This window comes from Pseudarthrobacter cellobiosi, assembly GCF_023913755.1.
Taxonomy (GTDB): Bacteria; Actinomycetota; Actinomycetes; order Actinomycetales; family Micrococcaceae; genus Arthrobacter; species Arthrobacter cellobiosi.
Genome location: NZ_JAMXBJ010000039.1, coordinates 1 through 18,483, shown reverse-complemented (window position 1 = coordinate 18,483; position 18,483 = coordinate 1). Strand labels below are relative to the sequence as shown.

Sequence of the window (18,483 nt, the reverse complement as noted above, 5' to 3'; positions counted from 1 at the left end):
TTGCTCCAGCGGTGGAAATCGGCCTCGTTGAGGTCCCAGCTGGTGGCCATGATCATGGCACTGCTGATTGTTGCGCTGACCTCAACCGGCGCCGGCACCCTCACGCTGCTGCACAGCTACCTCCAGGGGCAGGTGGATGACAAGCTGTACGCCGCCGTCGACCTCGCCAGCAAGCAGCGCTCGTTCACCCAGCTGCAGGCACCCAACCCGATGGTCCCCACTGACTATTCGCTGATCCTTTACACCCCTGGTGAGGACCCCCAGCTGTTGGGCGGCGATCCGGACGACCACCCCGACATCTCAACCATCTCCGTTGAGGACGCCCAGGACCGGGGCACCCGCCCGTACCAGGTCAGGGGCACCGACGGCCAGAACTGGCGGGTGGTCGCGGTGACCGTGCTCTATATCGGCCGTCCCGCCGTGGTTGTCATTGGATTGCCGCTGCAAAGCGTGGACGATGTCCTCAAGCACGCCACCCTGGTGGTCACCGGCGTCGGCCTGCTCACCCTGCTGCTGGCCTCCCTGATCGCCAGTTGGACCGTGTCGCGGTCGTTCCGGCCACTGGCCAAGGTGGAAAAGACCGCGGCGGCGATCGCCGCCGGCGACCTGTCCCGGCGGGTGGACGTCGAGAATCCCGGCACCGAAGTGGGGCGGCTCGGCAGCTCGCTGAACGCCATGCTGGCGCACATCGAGACGGCCTTCGCCGCCAGGACAGCCTCCGAAGGCAGAATGCGCCGGTTCGCAGCCGACGCCTCCCACGAACTGCGTACCCCCCTCGTGACCATCAGGGGTTTCTCCGAGCTCTACCGCCATGGCGCGCTGGCCACCAACGAGGACGTGGCCACGGCCATGGGGCGGATCGAAAGTGAAGCCAAACGGATGGGTTCAATGGTGGAGGACCTCCTCCTGCTGGCGCGCCTGGACGAACAGCGCCCGCTCCAGCAAAAGCCCGTTGACCTGCAGCTGATCGCCCACGATGCAGTGGTGGACACGCAGGCAAGCGACCGCTCCCGTCCCGTATCCCTGACCGGCCTTGGTGACGACCGGGCCGCACCCGCCCCGGTGCTCGGTGACGAGGCCAAACTGCGACAGGTGGTGGGGAACCTCGTGGGGAACGCCCTGCGCTACACCCCGGAGGGCAGCCCGATCGAACTCGGCGTCGGGGTCCGGACCTCCGACGGCGGGCAGCCGCTCGCCGTGATCGAGGTCCGGGACCATGGCCCTGGCATCTCGGAAGAGGATGCGTCCAAGGTGTTCGAGCGTTTCTACCGGGCGGACACGTCCCGGACGCGTGAGACCGGCGGCAGCGGCCTGGGGCTCGCGATTGTGGCTGCCATCGTGGGATCACACGGCGGGTCCGTCAGGGTGGAAACGACCGACGGCGGCGGGGCTACCTTGGTGGTCAGCCTGCCTCTCAGGGACGACGCCACCAACGAGGCTCCCTCCGGCGATGAGCACCTAGCGGAAGCGCCTTCGGGCCGATCGGCCGGGCAGGATGGCGATCCTCTGGACGGAGGCCACGGAGATGGCAAGGTTATCCACATATAGCCATGGAGCGTGGCAAGGGGGCAGTGCCCGTCCGTAGGCTCGCTGTAGTGGCCCGGAGCAGCCGGGCGGGCAGCAGATGCTGTCCCACTACTTCGAGAGGCAGCAAGCCATGAGCATCATTTCCGTCGACACCGAACTCCTTCAGCTCAAGTCGGCCAACGTCAAAGCAACCGTGGACCGGATCAGCTCGGACGTCCAGACCATGAAGCGCGGCCTGGACGAACTGCAGTCCACCTGGCGAGGCTCGGCTGCCAACAACTTCCAGGCCCTGGTGACCGAGTGGACACTCACGCAGGGCAAGGTGGAGGCGTCGCTGGCATCCATCAACATGGCGCTGGCATCGGCAGCGTCCACCTATGCCCAGGCCGAACAGGGCAACACCCAGCGTTTCAGCTGAGTCCGTGGCCGAAATGCCCTCTAGGCCTCCGGCGTTCCCTGGCGGAACCGGAGCCGCCACCTGGTGCCGTCCAAGACCCACAATGAGCTATGGAGAACCGTGCCTAAGCGCGAGTAGCTTCGGCACGTCAGCAGGATCGCGCTGGTGCCGATGCGGTCCGCACCCAGGACCTCCAGTTCAGTGTGCTGGGCCGGTTCCTCTTCCAGTGCCATCATCGTTGCGTCACGGGTCCATAGCCTGCCCGAGGTTCCGATCTCCATAAAATCAGGGTGCAGGAGGACGCCGGTGCGGCCGATGTCGCCACGGATGTCGGCGCCCGACAACTCGCGTTCGAGGGCCTCGACGATCGCTTCGGGGCTCATCTCAGCCCCGGCGGACTCCGACGGGATGAATGAGTCGCTCTCCAGTTCGCTGAAGAGGTCCGGCTCGTCGTAGGGGCCTTGATTGAAGAGGTCCTGGCCGTACGAACCCTGACCGTCGGAGCCGGTCACTACAGTGCCTGCCCCGGAGCTGACGGCGACCCGGCTATCAACCGCTGAGCCAACCGCTTCCGGGGCTCCCGCGAACCCTGGGCCTGAACGCGCTGCCACACCCTGCTGGTACGCGGTGGCGGCAGCACGCGCGCGGACATCGGCTGCCTCATTGAGGTCGTGGCCTGCGTGGCCCTTGACCCATTCGAAGGTGTATTTCCGCCCGGCGATTTCCCGGTCAAGTTCCTTGAGCAGCTCCACGTTCAGGACGGGTTTGCCGTCGGCCTTTCGCCAGCCCTTGCGTTTCCAGCCCGGCATCCACTTTGTGATGGAGTTGATCACGTACTGGCTGTCGCACAGGACCCTCAGGTCCTCCTCCGGGACGTGGGCCGTGGCGCGGAACAGATCCAGGACGGCCATCAGCTCGCCCTGGTTGTTGGTGCCGTGCGGCCATCCCCCGGCGCGCCAGCAGTCGTCGTTCACATACCAGGCCCAACCGGCCGGGCCGGGATTTCCTAAAGCCGAACCGTCGGCCGCTGCAGTAATTGTCACCTAACCATCCTGCCAGACAGCGGCGACAACCGGTTCAGCCAGCATTCGGGAAACCGCTTACCGAAAAGCCTTGACGCCGAAGTCGAAGCGCGACACAATCGGGCCGACCTCGATGCGCTGATCCGCGACAAGGTCACCGAACACCGGCACACCCAGACCTTGCTCAGCATGGCCGGCTTCAGACCCGTCCTCGCGCCGAGTTCCTCGGTGCCACCGGCGGAGACCTCACGATTTTTCAAACCGCGGACCGGTTCGCCGACGTCGCCGGCTCGCCCCGGCGCCCAGGGACTCCGGCAGGAAAACCGGCAACCACCACCGGCCCCGGCGCTACGACCGGCGGCTCCTCCGGGTCTTCTACCTCTCCGGGCCCTCGGCCCTGAAAAGCTGCCCCGCCTCACGGACCTACTACGACCGCAAACGCACCGAAGGAAAACCCACATCCAGGCCATGCTCTCCCTCGCACGGCGCCGTCTCAACGTCCTCTGGGCCCCGCTCCGCGCCGGCACCACCTACAACCCGGCCCCGGTAAGGGCAGCCAGGTGGCCGCCTGAACAGTCCAGCGATCCGGCTAGCAGACGGCGGGGATTCCGAACGGGGACCTCGCCCTTCCAGACGTTCGAGGCGTTGACCGTTTGGACGTCGCGGCATCGTTATCAGGACCGCCGGAGCACCGTACATCAGCGGCTACGGGACCACGAGTTCGCGAAGGACCGGCGCCGTCGTTAGCATCGCCCTTAGTGCGGACAGCTGTTGTGCCGGTCGGGAAGATTCCGAATCTCTCGGATTCACCGTCCCGCTTCGGATGACCGCGGACGCCCGGAAAGCCGCGCAGATTGGTTGCGGCGGGCCGCCTGTTGGGCGGGCAGCCGGTCCACGCTGCCCGCCCGGGCCTGCTATAGACGTTCCGCCAGGGCGAGGGTTTCTTCGCGCAGCACATCCTTGGCCCCGAGAATTTCCACGCCCAGAATGCGCCCTTCGGCATCAAAGTCAATAATGATCTCGCCTTTCCGCCCGGGTGTTTCTATCGAATGCACCTGCGTCGACGCTTCGTCATCGCGGACTTCATCGACGAGTTGGACGTATGCGGCGCCGGCTTCTTTGTCATAGGTAATTTTCATCGGCTACCCCTTTGTCACCGTAATGATATTGCCAGTCCTGTTGTCAACGATGACCCGGATCCGGCTCGTGCCTGATCCTTGGTAAAGACGGGATGTCCCCTGGTTTCGGGCGGACCTAACGCCGTTGCGGAATACTTGCTAGATGAGTGCCTGACGTACGCCGCGCTTGGCAGCCTGCATAGCCGCATGCCGGGTGACGTGGGCCAGGATCAACAGAACAGGAAGCCAGAACGGATCTGCGATAACAGGAAAAGCGGAGGTGGCGTTGAAATGGACCCTCTGAATCAACCGGTTGTTCTCGATCAGGAATTCTGTTGCATCAGTGACGACCCTTAAAGCCGCGCCGCTCCACCCGGTCTCCTGGATGACGCACTGGGACAGACCTCCCCAGATAAGAACACTCACTTTCCCCCTGCCGCCGCATCTACACACTGGCCGTTTCGGTGGAACGGGCTTCACCATCTGTTGCCGGCTTACCCCGACCAACATGCCTTCTATGCGGATCGTGTCCCTCGGTGCAGGGAATTGCCTCCGACTTCGTTGCCACCCCACCTCGCGATGACGCAGTTGCCATTGGCTAGAAGTTAACACCTTCTCCTTCAGAGGACTCACACCTCCAAGCGGATGCCCACGCTGGGCGTACAACAAATGCGGCCCCCTCCAGTGGAGGGGGCCGCATTATGGTTTGCGCGGAACGTAGTCCGGGCGCTGGGGACTAGAAGCCGCCCATGCCGCCCATGTCGTCGCCGCCACCCATGGCCGGAGCGTTCTTCTCCGGCTTGTCGGCCACAACGGCCTCGGTGGTGAGGAACAGACCGGCAATGGAAGCCGCGTTCTGCAGGGCAGAGCGGGTTACCTTGACGGGGTCGTTGATGCCGGCAGCCAGCAGGTCGACGTATTCGCCGGTTGCTGCGTTCAGGCCGTGGCCTGCAGGCAGGCCGCGGACCTTGTCGACAACAACGCCAGGCTCGAGGCCGGCGTTGAAGGCGATCTGCTTCAGCGGGGCGTCGATGGCAACGCGGACGATGTTCGCACCGGTTGCTTCGTCACCAGTCAGGTTCAGGTTCGCGAACGCCTTGGCGCCGGCCTGGATCAGTGCAACGCCGCCACCGGCGACGATGCCTTCTTCAACAGCAGCCTTCGCGTTGCGGACAGCGTCCTCAATTCGGTGCTTGCGTTCCTTGAGCTCAACCTCGGTTGCGGCACCGGCCTTGATGACTGCAACGCCGCCGGCCAGCTTGGCCAGGCGTTCCTGCAGCTTCTCGCGGTCGTAGTCCGAATCGGAGTTTTCGATCTCGGCACGGATCTGGGAAACGCGGCCAGCGATCTGGTCGGCGTCGCCGGCACCTTCAACGATGGTGGTCTCGTCCTTGGTGACAACAACCTTGCGGGCGCGTCCCAGGAGCTCCAGTCCGGCGGTCTCCAGCTTGAGTCCGACTTCCTCGGCGATGACCTGGCCACCGGTGAGTACAGCGATGTCGGCCAGCTGGGCCTTGCGGCGGTCGCCGAAGCCCGGAGCCTTGACGGCAACGGACTTGAAGGTGCCACGGATCTTGTTGACGATCAGGGTGGCCAGGGCCTCGCCCTCGATGTCCTCGGCAATGATCAGCAGCGGCTTGTTGGACTGCATGACCTTTTCCAGGACAGCAACCAGTTCCTTGACGTTGGAGATCTTGGAGTTGACGATCAGGATGTACGGGTCCTCAAGGACCGTTTCCTGGCGCTCAGTATCGGTAACGAAGTAAGCGGAGATGTAACCCTTGTCGAAGCGCATGCCTTCGGTGAGCTCGAGCTCCAGGCCGAAGGTGTTGGACTCCTCGACGGTGATGACGCCTTCTTTGCCCACCTTGTCCAAGGCTTCAGCGATCAGGGCGCCAATTTCGTCGTCACCGGCGGAGATGGAGGCAGTAGCAGCAATCTCTTCCTTGGTTTCGATTTCCTTGGCGGAGGCCAGCAGCTCAACCGTGACGGCCGCTACAGCCTTCTCGATACCGCGCTTGAGGGACAGCGGGTCAGCGCCGGCCGCGACGTTGCGCAGGCCTTCCTTGACCAGGGCCTGCGCCAGCACGGTAGCCGTGGTGGTGCCGTCGCCAGCGACGTCGTCCGTCTTCTTGGCAACTTCCTTGACCAGCTCGGCGCCGATCTTTTCGTAAGGGTCGTCCAGCTCGATCTCCTTGGCGATGGAAACACCATCGTTGGTGATCGTGGGGGCGCCCCACTTCTTTTCGAGGACGACGTTGCGTCCACGCGGGCCGAGGGTGACCTTGACGGCGTCGGCGAGGATGTTCAGGCCCCGCTCAAGACCGCGGCGTGCCTCTTCATCAAATGCAATGATCTTGGCCATAACGGCAGTAGTCCTTTCGGGACAGTCGTTAAGAATGAACCTCACTGCAGTGCCCGCGACGGACGATCCTTCACCGGCGGCCTCTGTATGCCGCGGCTGGGGATCTCACTCCAGCTAGGTATTTCTCTCGCTCCACGACCGCCACAAAGCCCCGATGCCGGACAAACCGGACGTTGCTTTAGCAGTCGGTACGTAGGAGTGCTAACTCAATAATTAGCACTCCCTAGGTGAGAGTGCAAGCGAAAGGTCCCGCAAATCGTCCTGTCAGGGCGGCCCGTTCGCCACCGGCGATCAGCCTGCGGCCCGGCCTGCCGCCTCACGGCCGCTGAGCACTGCCCGGTTGTCTGCGCCGTAGGTGAACACCATGTAGTTGGCCGTGGTGATGTCACCGTTGGCGTCGAAGGCAACCGGCCCCGATTCGCCGTCGTAATTAATGCCTGCCCCGGTCTTCAGGACCGCGAGGCAGTCGGTGTAGGACAGGCACGGTTTGGTGGCCGGGCCCGAGGCCTGCGCGGCGGGCTGCCCGCCTGCTGTCCCGCCTGCTGTTCCGCCGGAGACGGCGATCAGGTTGGCGGCGATGGAGCGGCCGGCATCGTCGTCAGCCTTCGCTGCCGCCAGGACCGCAAGGTTCACGGCGTCGTAGGTCTCTGCGGCGAACGAAAGGTCTTTCAGGGCAGGGTTGACCGACACAAGGCGGGCCTGGAAGTCCGCAGACGGCAACAGACCCGGCACCACTGCACGGGCGCCGTCGAGGGCCTTGGATCCCAGCCCCGAACCGTACTGGGCGAAGGCGCCGTCGCTCAGGATGATGCTCTTGCCCGAAAGCCCTGCGTTATTGAGCTCTGCGATGGCGCCCTGGGCGTCGTCCCTCGCAATCAGCACTACCGCGTCAGGTCTGGCGGCCTTGGCACCGGCTGCAGCGTTCCCGGCGTCGCCGGGCTTGAATGCGGTTGTGGAAACGGTTTCCAGGCCGGCGTTCTTGGCGGCACCGGTCACCGCGGCCGAAACGTCCTTGCCGTAGGCACTGTCCTGGTGGACCACCGCAAGGCTCTTGGCGCCGCCGTCCTTGGCCAGTTTCACCAGCACCGAGGCTTGGGCAACGTCCGCCGCGGCCGTCCTGAAGTAATAGCCGCCGCTCTTGTAGCGGGACAGTCCGGCTGCGGAGTTGGCCGGCGAGACGAGCGGGACGCGCGCGGCCGAGAGGACGTCGATGGCGGCGGCGGCGTGACTCGAATCCGTGGGGCCGATCACCGCATCAACCTTGGCTGAGGCCAGATTCCTGGCCTGGGCATCTGCGCCATCACCGGCGCCTACCACCAGATCAACAGGTCTGCCCTTGTGACCGCCGGCCGCATTGATTTCCTTGATGGCAAGTTGTGCCGCGGCGAGCTGCGAGTCGTTGAGGAAGGCCTGCTCCCCTATGCTGTCCTGGATCAGCCCGATCCGCAGCGTGCCGTCACCGGATGCTTCAGCGGAGTCAACGCGGGCGTTGCCGCCTGCCCCGGCGCAGCCGGCCAGGGCGAGCAAGAGTGCCGCCCCTGTAGTTGTGCGGACGATTGTTGAACGCAAGCTGCGGGAGATCACTGAGCGGGCCGGACGTTTTCTGCCTGCGGGCCTTTCTCGCCTTCGCCGACTTCAAGCTCGACGCGCTGTCCCTCATCCAGCGCGCGGTAACCTTCGCCCTCAATGGCCGACCAGTGCACAAAGACATCGTCCCCGGAGCCGTCCACCGTAATAAAGCCGTAGCCCTTTTCGGCGTTGAACCACTTAACCGTTCCCAATGCCATAATGTCCACTCTTTTCCGTCGCGCCGTCGGTCCCCGTCGGAAGTGTGCCGCTTGTTACGGACCGAAGCCTGAAATCACTCTAGCGACAAGCCATCCGGCGGGCCGAACCACACGGCCGCTCCGGTGCCCAAAAGTTATTCAGGCGTGACCCGAGGCACTACTGGTAGCCCGGCCCTAGGACAACAACCAAGGGCACCTGGAATTCCTGGCTCTCCACCAACGTGGGGATGTTCAGGAGTTCGGAGACTGCTTCGGCGTTGGCTTTCTGCGCCGGGCCCGCATAGAAGATTGCGGATGTCTGCTGCGGAGCGCCGGCCCAGTTTCCCACCTGGCCCAGCGTCCAGCCATCGGCCTGGACCATCGAGCTGATGCGTCCGGCGAGTCCGGCCGTACCGGCCGCGTTGTAGATGGCAACACCCTTGGTCTTGTCCAGCACAGCCGAGGAGGGAACGTTACTGGGCGAAGCGCTGGGCTCGGCGTCCGGGCTCTTAGAGGGCTCCGGGTCCGCGGTGGATTCAGCGGTGACCGACGGAGCCGCGCTTGCCTCGGGTGCCGCGGTTGATTCCAGGCTGGTGGAGGCTTCACTGCCAGCCTGGGTGAACCCAAGCTTAGGAAGGATCAGGAAGGACACCACTCCGATGGCCAATGCCACAATCCCCACAGCAAGGATGGGCCACAGCTTCCGGCGGGCAGGCGCTGATGCCGCCCGGTGGACGCCCTGCCGCGAGGCGGACTCCGGAACCTTATCGAATTCATCCCGAGCGTATTTGGTCATGGTGGGGAGACGTCCTTGTTGATTGCTGCTGATGGCTCAGCACGAGCGTGGTCAGGCGTCGGAACCCAGGCGTCGTGCAGTGCGTGCCCGGTGACGCGACGTACGTAGTCTACGCAATCTCTTGACCAGCATGGGGTCGTGGGCCAGTGCAGCCTCGGTGTCGATGAGGGCGTTGAGCAGCTGGTAGTAGTGGGTCGCGGACAGATCGAACAGCTCCCTGATGGCCTGTTCCTTGGCTCCCGCGTACTTCCACCACTGCCGCTCCAGTGCCAGCATCTGCTGGTCGCGCTCGCTCAATGGGGAGTCGCGGAGGGTAAATTCCGCCAGCCAAGAGCCGCGCTCCTCCGGCTCCGGCAAATGTTCCCGAGCAGGTTCCGCCACGGCACACCCCTTCGCTGGTCTCGCTGAATCACCGGTTGAGTTACAAATCTCCTCCTCATGCTACGGCGTGAATAACACGGTTGTCATTTGCTCCCCGGCCGCAGTGTCCGGTAACCCTGCGAGAATGGGAGCGTGTTTGATTCTGACGCGCTGTTCGAACTGGCGGCGGACCCGGCGGATCCCGTTGGCTTTGCCGAGATGGCCATTCTGCCGCTCAGTGAGCTGATGGCGGCCGACTGGGCGGAGGCGCTGGGCCCCGTAGAGAGTGAGCTGCGCGGTGTCCTGGGCTTCCTGACTGCCGAAGTTGCCGCGGGGCACCGGGTCCTGCCGGCGCCGTCGAACGTTCTGCGCGCCTTCCGGCAGCCGCTGGCCGCCGTGAAGGTCCTGGTGGTGGGCCAGGACCCCTACCCGACGCCGGGCCACGCGATCGGCCTGTCCTTCGCCGTTGACGGGCGGACCCGCCCCATCCCGCGGAGCCTGGCGAATATCTACCGCGAACTGGAGTCCGATCTGGGCCTTGCCCCGCGCGCCCACGGCGACCTGTCCGCCTGGGCCAGCCAAGGGGTCCTGCTGCTGAACCGGGTCATGAGCGTCCGCGCCGGGGCTGCCGGCTCGCACCGGGGCAAGGGCTGGGAAGCCATCACGACGGCGGCAGTCACCGCGGTTGCCAGCCGGCGCACTTCCGACGGCGGGCCGGCGCCGCTGGTGGCGGTGCTGTGGGGCAGGGACGCGGAGAGCGTCCGGCCCCTCCTGCCGGGGGCGGCGATCGTGTCCAGCGCCCACCCCAGCCCGTTGTCGGCGTCGCGCGGGTTCTTCGGCTCCCGGCCGTTCAGCACCATCAACCAGCTGCTGGAGGACCAGGGAAGCCCTGGCGTAACCTGGGAACTCCCCCCCGATCCCTTAGCTTAGGCTTGCCTTATGATCACTCTTCCGGCCGCCACCAACGCCACGAAAAAAACACGTCCGCAGATCGATCTCACGGTCATTCGACGGGAAGAACTCTCGCCACACATGGTCAGGATCGTGGCCGGCGGCGAAGGTTTTACCGCCTACGTGAACAACAGCTTCGTGGACCGCTACATCAAAATTGTCTTCCCGCAGCCCGGCGTTGACTATGTCCAGCCGCTGGACCTGTGGACCATCCGCGAAACCATGCCCCGCGAGCAGTGGCCCTTCACCCGCACCTACACGGTCCGCTGGGTGGACACCGAGGCGCAGGAACTCGCCATCGACTTTGTGATCCACGGCGACGAAGGGCTGGCCGGTCCGTGGGCGGCTGCCGCCAAGCCCGGCGACGCCTTCACCTTCACCGGGCCGGGCGGTGCCTACAACCCGGCGCCGGACGCTGACTGGTACCTCTTTGCCGGCGATGAAGCCGCACTTCCTGCGATCGCCGCCGCCATCGAATCGTTGCCTGCTGAAGCGGCCGGCCTGGCGTTCATCGAGGTGGACAGCGACGCCGACATCCAGCCCCTCGCGTCCCCGGCGGGGGTTAAGGTGACCTGGCTACGCCGCCACGGCGCGCCGGCCGGCGTAGGGGACCTCCTCGTCTCAGCGGTGGCCGACGCCGAATGGGCCGCTGGCCGGGTCGACGTTTTTGCCCACGGCGAGCGCGGCTATATGAAGGGCCTGCGGGACGTGTTTTTCGTCCAGCGCGGCCTGGAACGGAGCCAGGTTTCGCTGTCCGGCTACTGGGCCCAGGGCCGGGTGGAGGACGACTTCCAGGCCGAGAAGAAACTCTCCGTCGGGAAGATCTAAGCAGGGAAGATCTGAGCTGTACCTAGCGGCGCCGGGCGCGTCGCCGTTCGTTGCTGGCCAGGCTCCGCGTCAACGGCCGGGCCAGGGTGTCGCCGAGGACAATGCCGGCCGCTGTGCCCAGGACGATCGCGCCGGCGTTGAGCATGCCGCCAGCGCCGAGGAGGATTTCGGATTCCTCGATGGTCAGCACATACATGGACCGGAAAATGGTCAGCCCGGGCAGCAGGATCAGGGCCGCCGGGACGGCCACCACCAGCTGCGGTGCGCCCATCTTCAACGCCACCACCCGCGCCAGCAGGCCAATCACGACGGCGGCGAGCGCCGGGGAGAACCGGTCACCGACGCCGAGGGACGCGGCACCCAGCAGCACAAGATAGCCCACCACACCCACGCCCGCGGTAGGCAGCAGCAGCTCCGAGGAGGTCTGCTCCGTCACGCCGATGGCCATCACTGCGACGGCGATAAAGATCACCAGGACCCAGAGGTCGTAGGCCGGCGGGAATGTCTGGGTAACACTAATGGGCTGCATTCCGGTCATGGCGCCCACCACAAAGGCCACGGCAATCCCGGCCACAATCGCACCAAAGGTCAGCAAGGTGGACAGAAACCGGCCCGCTGCGGTCACGGGGAACCCGTTGATGGCATCCTGCACCGAGGAGACCAGGCGCCCGGTGGGCAGGAGCAGGAGGATGCCGCCCACCACCACAATCGCCGGTGCGTTGGTGAGGTCAAAGCGCCACAACAGCAACGCGGTGAGTGTGACGGCGAAGGAGCATGCCGCCGTCGTAAAGAAGTCCGGAACCCGCCACCGGCCCAGCTGGCGGGCGAGCAGGCTGACGCCGATGTTGGCCACGAAGGCAATGCCCGAGGACACCGGGCCGCCGCCAAGCACACCCACAAAGACTGCGGCGAACACGCCGAACGCTATGGTGACCATCCATCGCGGGAAGGGTTTGGGGCTGGTGATGGCCTCGTCCAGCCGGCGGATGGCTTCATCGCGGCCCACTCCCCCGGCCACGATGTCCGTCACCAGCCGGTGTACCTTGGCCAGCCCGGCATAGTTGTTGGTCCAGGACCGCACCACCCGAAGCAGCGAGATGGGCGTCTGGTCCTTGGGCGCATAGTTGATGGCCACCGACTGGTTGGTGATGTCCACTTCGATGTTTTTCAGCCCCAGCGCCGCGGTGACGGCAATAATGCTCGTCTCCACTTCCAGGGCGCCTGCCCCGTACCGGAACATGGTCTCGGCCAGGTGCAGGGAAAAGTCCAGGGTCTTGCGTGCGGACGTGTCCACGCCTCCCACCTGGATCATGGGGTTGGCGTAGGGGCTTCCGGCGAGCCTGTCCACAATGCTCAGTGGCGCCGTCGGCGGGTTCTCCCCCCGCACCAGGCGCCGCAGCATCCTCTTCGCCGCCGCATCCTGGTGGATTTGGGAGGGGGTGAGAGGCTCTGTTTTGGGCAGACCGTCGGTTGGAGGCCTGCGCCTTGGGTTTTCAGGTCGATCGTTCACCTTGGTGCTCCTCCCTTTCTGGCAGTTCGTGGTTTGGTGTTAGGCCTGGCGCTTCAGTGGCAGTTTGCCCAGCAGGGTGCGCGCCGCCGCGATGGCCGCTCGGAACAGGCGGTTGGCCTGGAAGGCTACCGGCCGCACCGGCATCACGAAGTCACCCAGCAGCTGGACCACGTCGCCGCCGAAGCCCTTCTTGAACTCGTAGCCGCCGTGGCCTTCCTCGTCCTGTCCCTGGATGCCGAAGGTGCCGTAGAAGTTGTAGCGCGAGTAGCCCTTGTCCAGCCCGTGCAGCATCATTCCCCAGTACAGGGACGTGGCGCCGTTGAAGTAGATGTAGTCCTGCTTGGTGCCGCCGATAACGCAGACCACCTCGTCGCCGAAGCAGACGAAGTGGATGGCGGCCACTGTAGCCACACCCACCGAGTCCGGGAACCGCTCGATGTCTTTGAGGCTGCGCTCGTAGCTGTCCACGAGGTCCTGGACTACTTTGAGCCGGTTGGCTTTCTTTTTGCTGCCGGTCTCTTCGACTTCACGGCGGAGTTCGGCTGCGGACGCGGATTCCGCTTCCAGTCGTTCGGTAATGGACTTCCTGTACGCGGGAATGTCGATCTTGGCCATCATGAGTTTGGTGAACTCGGCCGAGGTGGTCCGCAGGAGCTGTTCGTAGTATTCGCGTTCGCGGTAGAAGAAGCCCTTCTCGTCCCCCGCTGTGCTCAGCGCATCGTAGAACTCGTCGAGGGTCTCAAGCGTGGCCTGCTCCAGGAACACACCGTTCTTTTCAGCCTTCCGGATGGCCTTCCGTGTCCGGTAGCTGGTGCCCATAATGAGCTCCTCGACGTCCGTGAAGCCGTCGAGGTGCTTGATGAACATCCAGTTCACGTTGGCGAAGTTCATGTCGGAGCCTTGGTGATCAAGACCCAGTCCCGCCAGTTCCGCCACGAGCGGCCTGTTGTCCACGATCTCGGGGTGTTCGGCGCCGTCGGCATCGCGGGTGATGTACGTCAGGTTCGGAGAAATCCGCAGTTCGGCAGCCTTGCGTTCCGCGGCACGTTCCTTGAGGAGTCCGACGACGTCACGCACCAGTGCGGCGTCCGTGTAGTCCAGGAGGGGGCCCTTGGCGCACTCGCACACCTTGTAGCCCCAGCGGTTGGTGGTGTAGTTCAACTTGCCGGCGGCGACCAGATCGCCGTCGCGCCTTACACCGAACAGTTCCACTGACTGACCGCGGGCACGCTGGAAACGGGTGAAGTCAGCGGACTGGATGAAGTTGTTTTGCGGGTGCTTGTGGGAGAAAGACTCAAACTCGGCATCGCTGAGGACGCTGAGCTCGAGTCCGGCTCCGGCCTTGGTTGGATTCACAGAAATAACCTCATCTATGGCTGCGCTGCCGCTGGGGCAGGCGCTGGCCTCGTGGTGTGGGTGGTGAGAGTGGCTGGTGGGCTGTCAGTAGAACTGCTGGCCGGTGCGTGCGGTTTCAAGCCGGCGGAAGATCCGTTCCGCGCCCTTGACCCACAAGGTGTGCCTGACGGGCGACAGCACGTAGTCGTAGCAGCCGACGAAGTCCGTCACCGTCTTGGTGAAGCTCGTCTTGAACATGCCCATGCCGTACAGGTGGTGGGACTTGTCCTTGATCAGGCCGGACGGCGGCGTGCCGCAGAAGTCGTACTCGGTGCACCCGAGTTCCTGCATTCTTCGGATGGCCGACCATTGGACTAGGTGCGAGTCGCCGTACTGCTTCCTGTTCTGCGTGGAGCCGCCGTCCTTGTAGGTTGCCTTGGATCCGTAGTTGATCACAAAGGCGCCCACACTGGGTTTGCCGCCTTCGTAAACGAAGAAGAAGCTGCCTTGGCCGCGGGTGCAGAATTCGTCCCAGAACTGGGTGTAGTACTCAAGGCTGCGCAACGGCATGGAACCCTTGGCGTTCACCGTGTCTGCCATCAGGTCATACAGCGCCCGATACGTTTCCGGGCTTGGCACCTGCTGCACCACTGCGCAGCCTTCGCGTTCTGCCCGGCGGATCGCGTTGCGGGCGCGGGAGGAGATGGACCGGAACACCTGGTTCTCCGGTGCCGCGATGTCCAGCAGCGCCGTGGAATCGTTGGACTGGATGTTCGGTGCCTTCACCAGGCCGGCGGCGGCGAGCTGTGCCCGGGCTTCCGGGGTGCTCACGATGTCCGGTTCAATCTTGATGCTGAAGACATTGAGTTTCCGGCTCCGGGCGAATGCAGCGCATGCGTCCAAGACCGGCTTCAGGTCCTCGACGGCACCCAGGTCAGGACCTTTGATCAGGTACCACAGGCGGCCCAGAACCGGGAATTTCTTCTCCAGCACCAGGTTGTAGCTGGCGGTCCCGGCAGACTCCAGGACCAGGAAGCGGGCGGTCCAGCCGCTGCCGTTCTTCACGGACGCGTAAGCAGCGGACTGCAGCATGTTGCCGCCGTTCGGGTTGGCCGTGACGTGCTTGTCCCAGTTCTCAATTTCCTCCGCTGTGGCAAAGCGGGCGGTGAATTCTCGCAAGGGGGCCGTGTCCAATCTCAGGGGTTTGTGCGCGGTTCTGTACTCGTGGTTACGTGCGGACATGTAGCCACAAGTCTAAAGCCTCCGGTTAGGGCGGTAGGTCCCCGGCATCCTCTGAAAACTCCGGTCTGCCGGACACGGAATCTTAGTCCGTCGTGTTGCCAGGCAGGAACAGACCAGATTGCGGGCCCTGGCCGCCTCTTCCAGTTCAGCCGGTTCCAGCATGGGTGACTGGTCCAGCACACGGTCCTCCAGTCCCGGCCAGAGGTCCTTGCCCTGATTGAAGTCATCCACCTGTGGGGCCGCGTTGGTGTACGTGAAGGTGTCCTGGTTCGCACCTTGGCCGTTTCCTCAGCGCCCCACACGGGGTCAAGCCGGCGGACCAGGTGCCCGCGGTCCAGGCCGTTGTTGCGGTAGCGGTCCGCGCCGGCCTGCTGCTCCTTGGGGATCCGCACGTCCAAGTGCCAGCGGCCTTCGCGGGCCAGCGGACGAAGTTCCGGGCCGTTGATGTTGACGCCCACAAGGGCCGCGAGGCGCCGCGCCGGGAGCTGCCTGACCGAGAAAATGAACGTAGTCCAGAAGCACCGTAGGCTCGCCCGGAGCCGGCAGATCCAGGGGCACGCGCAGGAAGCCTGCGTCGTAGCCTGTTACATCCCCGTCCGCTTAGCCATCAACCCGTCGTGGCACGGTGGTCCCCTATATCCTCTGCATGCTCTGGGCCCACGCCGTCCGGGTTCCCTGACCGAGCTTGCGAGGATAGGGGGACGGTGGGGAGCATGCTGCCGGATACCGCGGACCCCCGAAGGATGCCGGCCACTCAGTGACCGAACCGCTCCCCAGTGATCGAGCTTGTCAAGATCCAGGGGTTTCGCTCCCCAACCGCTCAACCCCCGAGGGGCCGGCGGGCCGGGGTTTCGAAAGCGTGCGTCAAAGCGACGTGGGCCCACGCCGGCAGGGTTCCCTGGCCGAGCTTGCGAGGCTAGGGAGCCGGTGGGCGCAGCACGCGTGAAAACTCCGGCGTGCCGGCCGGCGGTCCTTAGTCTTCGAATTCCGACAGCGGCGGGCAAGAGCAGATCAGGTTGCGGTCCCCTGCTGCGCCGTCGATGCGGCCGACGGGCGGGAAGTACTTGTCCTGCTTGAGGTGGTGGACCGGGAAGGCGGCCTGCTCACGCGGGTACTGACGGGTCCAGTCGGAAGATACGACGGCGGACGCGGTGTGGGGTGCATGGCGCAGCGGGCTGTTCTCCACGCTGAAGTCGCCGTTGGCCACCTGGTCGATTTCCTTCCGGATGGTGATCATCGCGTCGATGAACCGGTCGATCTCCACCAGGTCCTCGGACTCGGTGGGCTCCACCATCAGCGTGCCCGCAACCGGGAAAGCCAGGGTGGGGGCGTGGAAACCGTAGTCGATGAGGCGCTTGGCCACATCCTCGGCGGTGACGCCGGTCCTGGCCGTCAGGTCGCGGAGGTCCAGGATGCACTCGTGCGCCACGAGACCGCCTTCGCCCGTGTAGAGGACCGGGAAGAACTCGTTCAGGCGGGCCGCAACGTAATTGGCCGCCAGCAGCGCCGACTTGGTCGCCTCGGTCAGGCCTTCTGCGCCCATGAGCTTCACATACGCCCAGGAGATCGGCAGGACGCCGGCGGACCCGAAGTTGGATGCACTGATGGCCACGCCGTGGCCGGCTTCGTGCGCCGCCTTGTTCGCATCACCCGGCATAAACGGGGCCAGGTGGGCCTTGGCTGCGACCGGGCCAACGCCGGGGCCGCCGCCGCCGTGCGGGATGCAGAAGGTCTTGTGCAGGTTCAGGTGCGAGACGTCGCCGCCAAACTTGCCCGGCTGTGCGAGACCCACGAGGGCGTTGAGGTTGGCGCCGTCGACGTAGACCTGGCCGCCGGCAGCGTGTACGGCGTCGCAGATTTCGGTGACGTCGGCGTCGTAGACGCCGTGAGTGGAGGGGTAGGTGATCATGATGGCCGAGAGGACGTCCTTGTTGGCCTCGATCTTGGCGTTCAGGTCATCGTGGTCGATGCTGCCGTCCGCAGCGGTGGCAACCACAACAACCTTCATGCCGGCCAGGACAGCCGAGGCGGCGTTGGTGCCGTGCGCCGAGGCCGGGATCAGGCAGACCGTGCGCTGGTCATCGCCGCGGGACAGGTGGTAGCCGCGGATGGCCAGCAGGCCCGCGAGCTCGCCCTGGGAACCGGCGTTCGGCTGGAGGGACACCTGGTCGTACCCGGTGATTTCCGCGAGGTCATTCTCCAGCCCGCCGATCAGTTCGCGCCAGCCCACGGTCTGGGAATCCGGGGCGAACGGGTGGATCGAGGCGAACTCCGGCCAGGAAATGGCTTCCATCTCTGCCGTGGCGTTCAGCTTCATGGTGCACGAACCCAGCGGGATCATGGTCCGGTCCAGCGCCAGGTCCCGGTCGCTCAGCCTGCGGATGTAACGCAGCAGCTGCGTCTCGGAACGGTGCGTGTTGAACACCGGGTGCTGCAGGTAACCGGAGGAACGTTCGACGGCGGCATCCAGCGCGAACTCAGTGTTAGTGCCGGCGGCCGCGTCCACCGCTGCGGCACCAAAGACTTCCAGCACACCGGCGACGATGGCCGGGGTTGTGGTTTCATCGGCGGAGACGCCGATGGTGTCACCGTCGATGTGGCGCAGGTTGATGCCCTTGGCTTCCGCGGCGGCAACAATGGCCGCAGCCTTGCCGGGCACGGAAACCGTGACGGTATCGAAGAAGCTTGTGTGCAGGACGTCCAGACCGACTGCCTTCAGGGACGCCGCGAAGGTTGCAGCGTGGCTGTGGGTGGTCTCGGCGATTGCCTTGAGCCCGTCCGGGCCGTGGTAGACGGCGTAGAAGGAAGAGACGATGGCCAGCAGTGCCTGCGCGGTGCAGATGTTGGACGTGGCCTTCTCACGGCGGATGTGCTGCTCACGGGTCTGCAGCGCCAGACGGTACGCGGGGGTCCCGGCGTCGTCCTTGGACACCCCGACGAGGCGGCCCGGCATGGACCGCTCCAGGCCCTTCGCCACCGCCATGTAGGCCGCGTGCGGGCCGCCGAAGAACAGCGGCACCCCAAATCGCTGGGTGGAGCCGACGGCGATGTCCGCGCCCTGCTCCCCGGGAGGGGTGATCAGCGTCAGCGCCAGCAGGTCGGCGGCGACCGTGACGAGGGCGCCGCGCTCCTTGGCTGCCGCGATCACGTCGGCGTGGTTGAAGACGCGGCCGGACACGCCCGGCTGCTGCAGGACAATCCCGTTGATGACGCCGTCGGGCAGCCCCATCGACAGGTCGGCGACCTCCACCTCGAAACCGAGAGCC

16 protein-coding genes and 3 pseudogenes are annotated in these 18,483 nt (G+C 65.1%); 5 read left to right on the top strand and 14 right to left on the bottom strand.

Annotated features, from left to right (window positions below):
- Together NG696_RS07045 and NG696_RS07040 are read left to right on the top strand one after the other, a co-directional pair.
- Window positions 1–1,548 (top strand): sensor histidine kinase, encoded by a 1,548-nt coding sequence (locus NG696_RS07045; protein ID WP_252564061.1) that lies wholly within the window; start codon window positions 1–3, stop codon window positions 1,546–1,548.
- Between the two features lie 109 nt (window positions 1,549–1,657).
- Complete coding sequence (locus NG696_RS07040; protein ID WP_058932786.1) at window positions 1,658–1,945, top strand: WXG100 family type VII secretion target; 288 nt, start codon at window positions 1,658–1,660, stop codon at window positions 1,943–1,945.
- Between the two features lie 20 nt (window positions 1,946–1,965).
- Here NG696_RS07040 and NG696_RS07035 read toward each other — a convergent pair whose 3' ends face one another.
- Window positions 1,966–2,967, bottom strand: a complete 1,002-nt coding sequence (locus NG696_RS07035) for an RNase H family protein (protein ID WP_252574917.1) — start codon at window positions 2,965–2,967, stop codon at window positions 1,966–1,968.
- Between the two features lie 66 nt (window positions 2,968–3,033).
- Between NG696_RS07035 and NG696_RS07030 the strand changes: the two are divergent.
- Window positions 3,034–3,504: pseudogene (locus tag NG696_RS07030) on the top strand (transposase); the annotation flags it as partial.
- A gap of 356 nt (window positions 3,505–3,860) precedes the next feature.
- On the opposite strand, the gene NG696_RS07025 reads toward NG696_RS07030, so the two are convergent.
- The 7 genes from NG696_RS07025 to NG696_RS06995 all read right to left on the bottom strand — a co-directional run bounded on the left by NG696_RS07025 (window position 3,861) and on the right by NG696_RS06995 (window position 9,372).
- A complete protein-coding gene (locus NG696_RS07025; protein WP_252574915.1) occupies window positions 3,861–4,085 on the bottom strand; it encodes a DUF2283 domain-containing protein in 225 nt (74 codons plus the stop codon).
- Window positions 4,086–4,223: 138 nt separating this feature from the next.
- Window positions 4,224–4,490, bottom strand: coding sequence for a hypothetical protein (locus NG696_RS07020; protein ID WP_252564068.1), 267 nt, complete (start codon window positions 4,488–4,490; stop codon window positions 4,224–4,226).
- 310 nt (window positions 4,491–4,800) lie between these two features.
- Complete coding sequence (gene groL / locus NG696_RS07015) at window positions 4,801–6,429, bottom strand: chaperonin GroEL (protein WP_058929984.1); 1,629 nt, start codon at window positions 6,427–6,429, stop codon at window positions 4,801–4,803.
- A 291-nt stretch (window positions 6,430–6,720) separates the two neighbouring features.
- The gene (locus NG696_RS07010) at window positions 6,721–7,998 is read right to left on the bottom strand and encodes an ABC transporter substrate-binding protein (RefSeq protein WP_252564072.1); all 1,278 of its coding nucleotides are present in this window, start codon (window positions 7,996–7,998) and stop codon (window positions 6,721–6,723) included.
- An 11-nt stretch (window positions 7,999–8,009) separates the two neighbouring features.
- Window positions 8,010–8,216: a cold-shock protein gene (locus NG696_RS07005; protein ID WP_141139551.1), complete on the bottom strand. Its 207-nt coding sequence runs from the start codon at window positions 8,214–8,216 to the stop codon at window positions 8,010–8,012.
- Window positions 8,217–8,373: 157 nt separating this feature from the next.
- Entirely contained in the window at window positions 8,374–8,991 is a 618-nt protein-coding gene (locus NG696_RS07000; RefSeq protein WP_252574914.1) for a LytR C-terminal domain-containing protein, read from the bottom strand.
- Between the two features lie 51 nt (window positions 8,992–9,042).
- The gene (locus NG696_RS06995; protein WP_252564077.1) at window positions 9,043–9,372 is read right to left on the bottom strand and encodes a DUF3263 domain-containing protein; all 330 of its coding nucleotides are present in this window, start codon (window positions 9,370–9,372) and stop codon (window positions 9,043–9,045) included.
- A 132-nt stretch (window positions 9,373–9,504) separates the two neighbouring features.
- Here NG696_RS06995 and NG696_RS06990 point away from each other — a divergent pair, with 132 nt between their 5' ends.
- On the top strand, window positions 9,505–10,281 hold the full coding sequence (locus tag NG696_RS06990; RefSeq protein ID WP_252564080.1) for a uracil-DNA glycosylase: 777 nt from the start codon (window positions 9,505–9,507) through the stop codon (window positions 10,279–10,281).
- 9 nt (window positions 10,282–10,290) lie between these two features.
- Window positions 10,291–11,130, top strand: coding sequence for a siderophore-interacting protein (locus tag NG696_RS06985; protein ID WP_252574913.1), 840 nt, complete (start codon window positions 10,291–10,293; stop codon window positions 11,128–11,130).
- A gap of 22 nt (window positions 11,131–11,152) precedes the next feature.
- On the opposite strand, the gene NG696_RS06980 is transcribed toward NG696_RS06985, so the two are convergent.
- From NG696_RS06980 to gcvP, 6 genes and pseudogenes are all read right to left on the bottom strand, one after another.
- Window positions 11,153–12,640 (bottom strand): threonine/serine exporter family protein, encoded by a 1,488-nt coding sequence (locus NG696_RS06980; RefSeq protein WP_252564091.1) that lies wholly within the window; start codon window positions 12,638–12,640, stop codon window positions 11,153–11,155.
- Between the two features lie 39 nt (window positions 12,641–12,679).
- The gene (locus NG696_RS06975; protein WP_252574912.1) at window positions 12,680–13,996 is read right to left on the bottom strand and encodes a peptidoglycan bridge formation glycyltransferase FemA/FemB family protein; all 1,317 of its coding nucleotides are present in this window, start codon (window positions 13,994–13,996) and stop codon (window positions 12,680–12,682) included.
- Between the two features lie 84 nt (window positions 13,997–14,080).
- On the bottom strand, window positions 14,081–15,217 hold the full coding sequence (locus NG696_RS06970) for a lipid II:glycine glycyltransferase FemX (RefSeq protein ID WP_374211189.1): 1,137 nt from the start codon (window positions 15,215–15,217) through the stop codon (window positions 14,081–14,083).
- A gap of 12 nt (window positions 15,218–15,229) precedes the next feature.
- Window positions 15,230–15,484: pseudogene (locus NG696_RS06965) on the bottom strand (DNA/RNA non-specific endonuclease); the annotation flags it as partial.
- An 86-nt stretch (window positions 15,485–15,570) separates the two neighbouring features.
- Window positions 15,571–15,675 (bottom strand): annotated as a pseudogene (locus NG696_RS06960) (DNA/RNA non-specific endonuclease); the annotation flags it as partial.
- Window positions 15,676–16,190: 515 nt separating this feature from the next.
- On the bottom strand, window positions 16,191–18,483 hold a 2,293-nt coding region (gene gcvP, locus NG696_RS06955), incomplete at its 5' end, for an aminomethyl-transferring glycine dehydrogenase (RefSeq protein ID WP_252574911.1).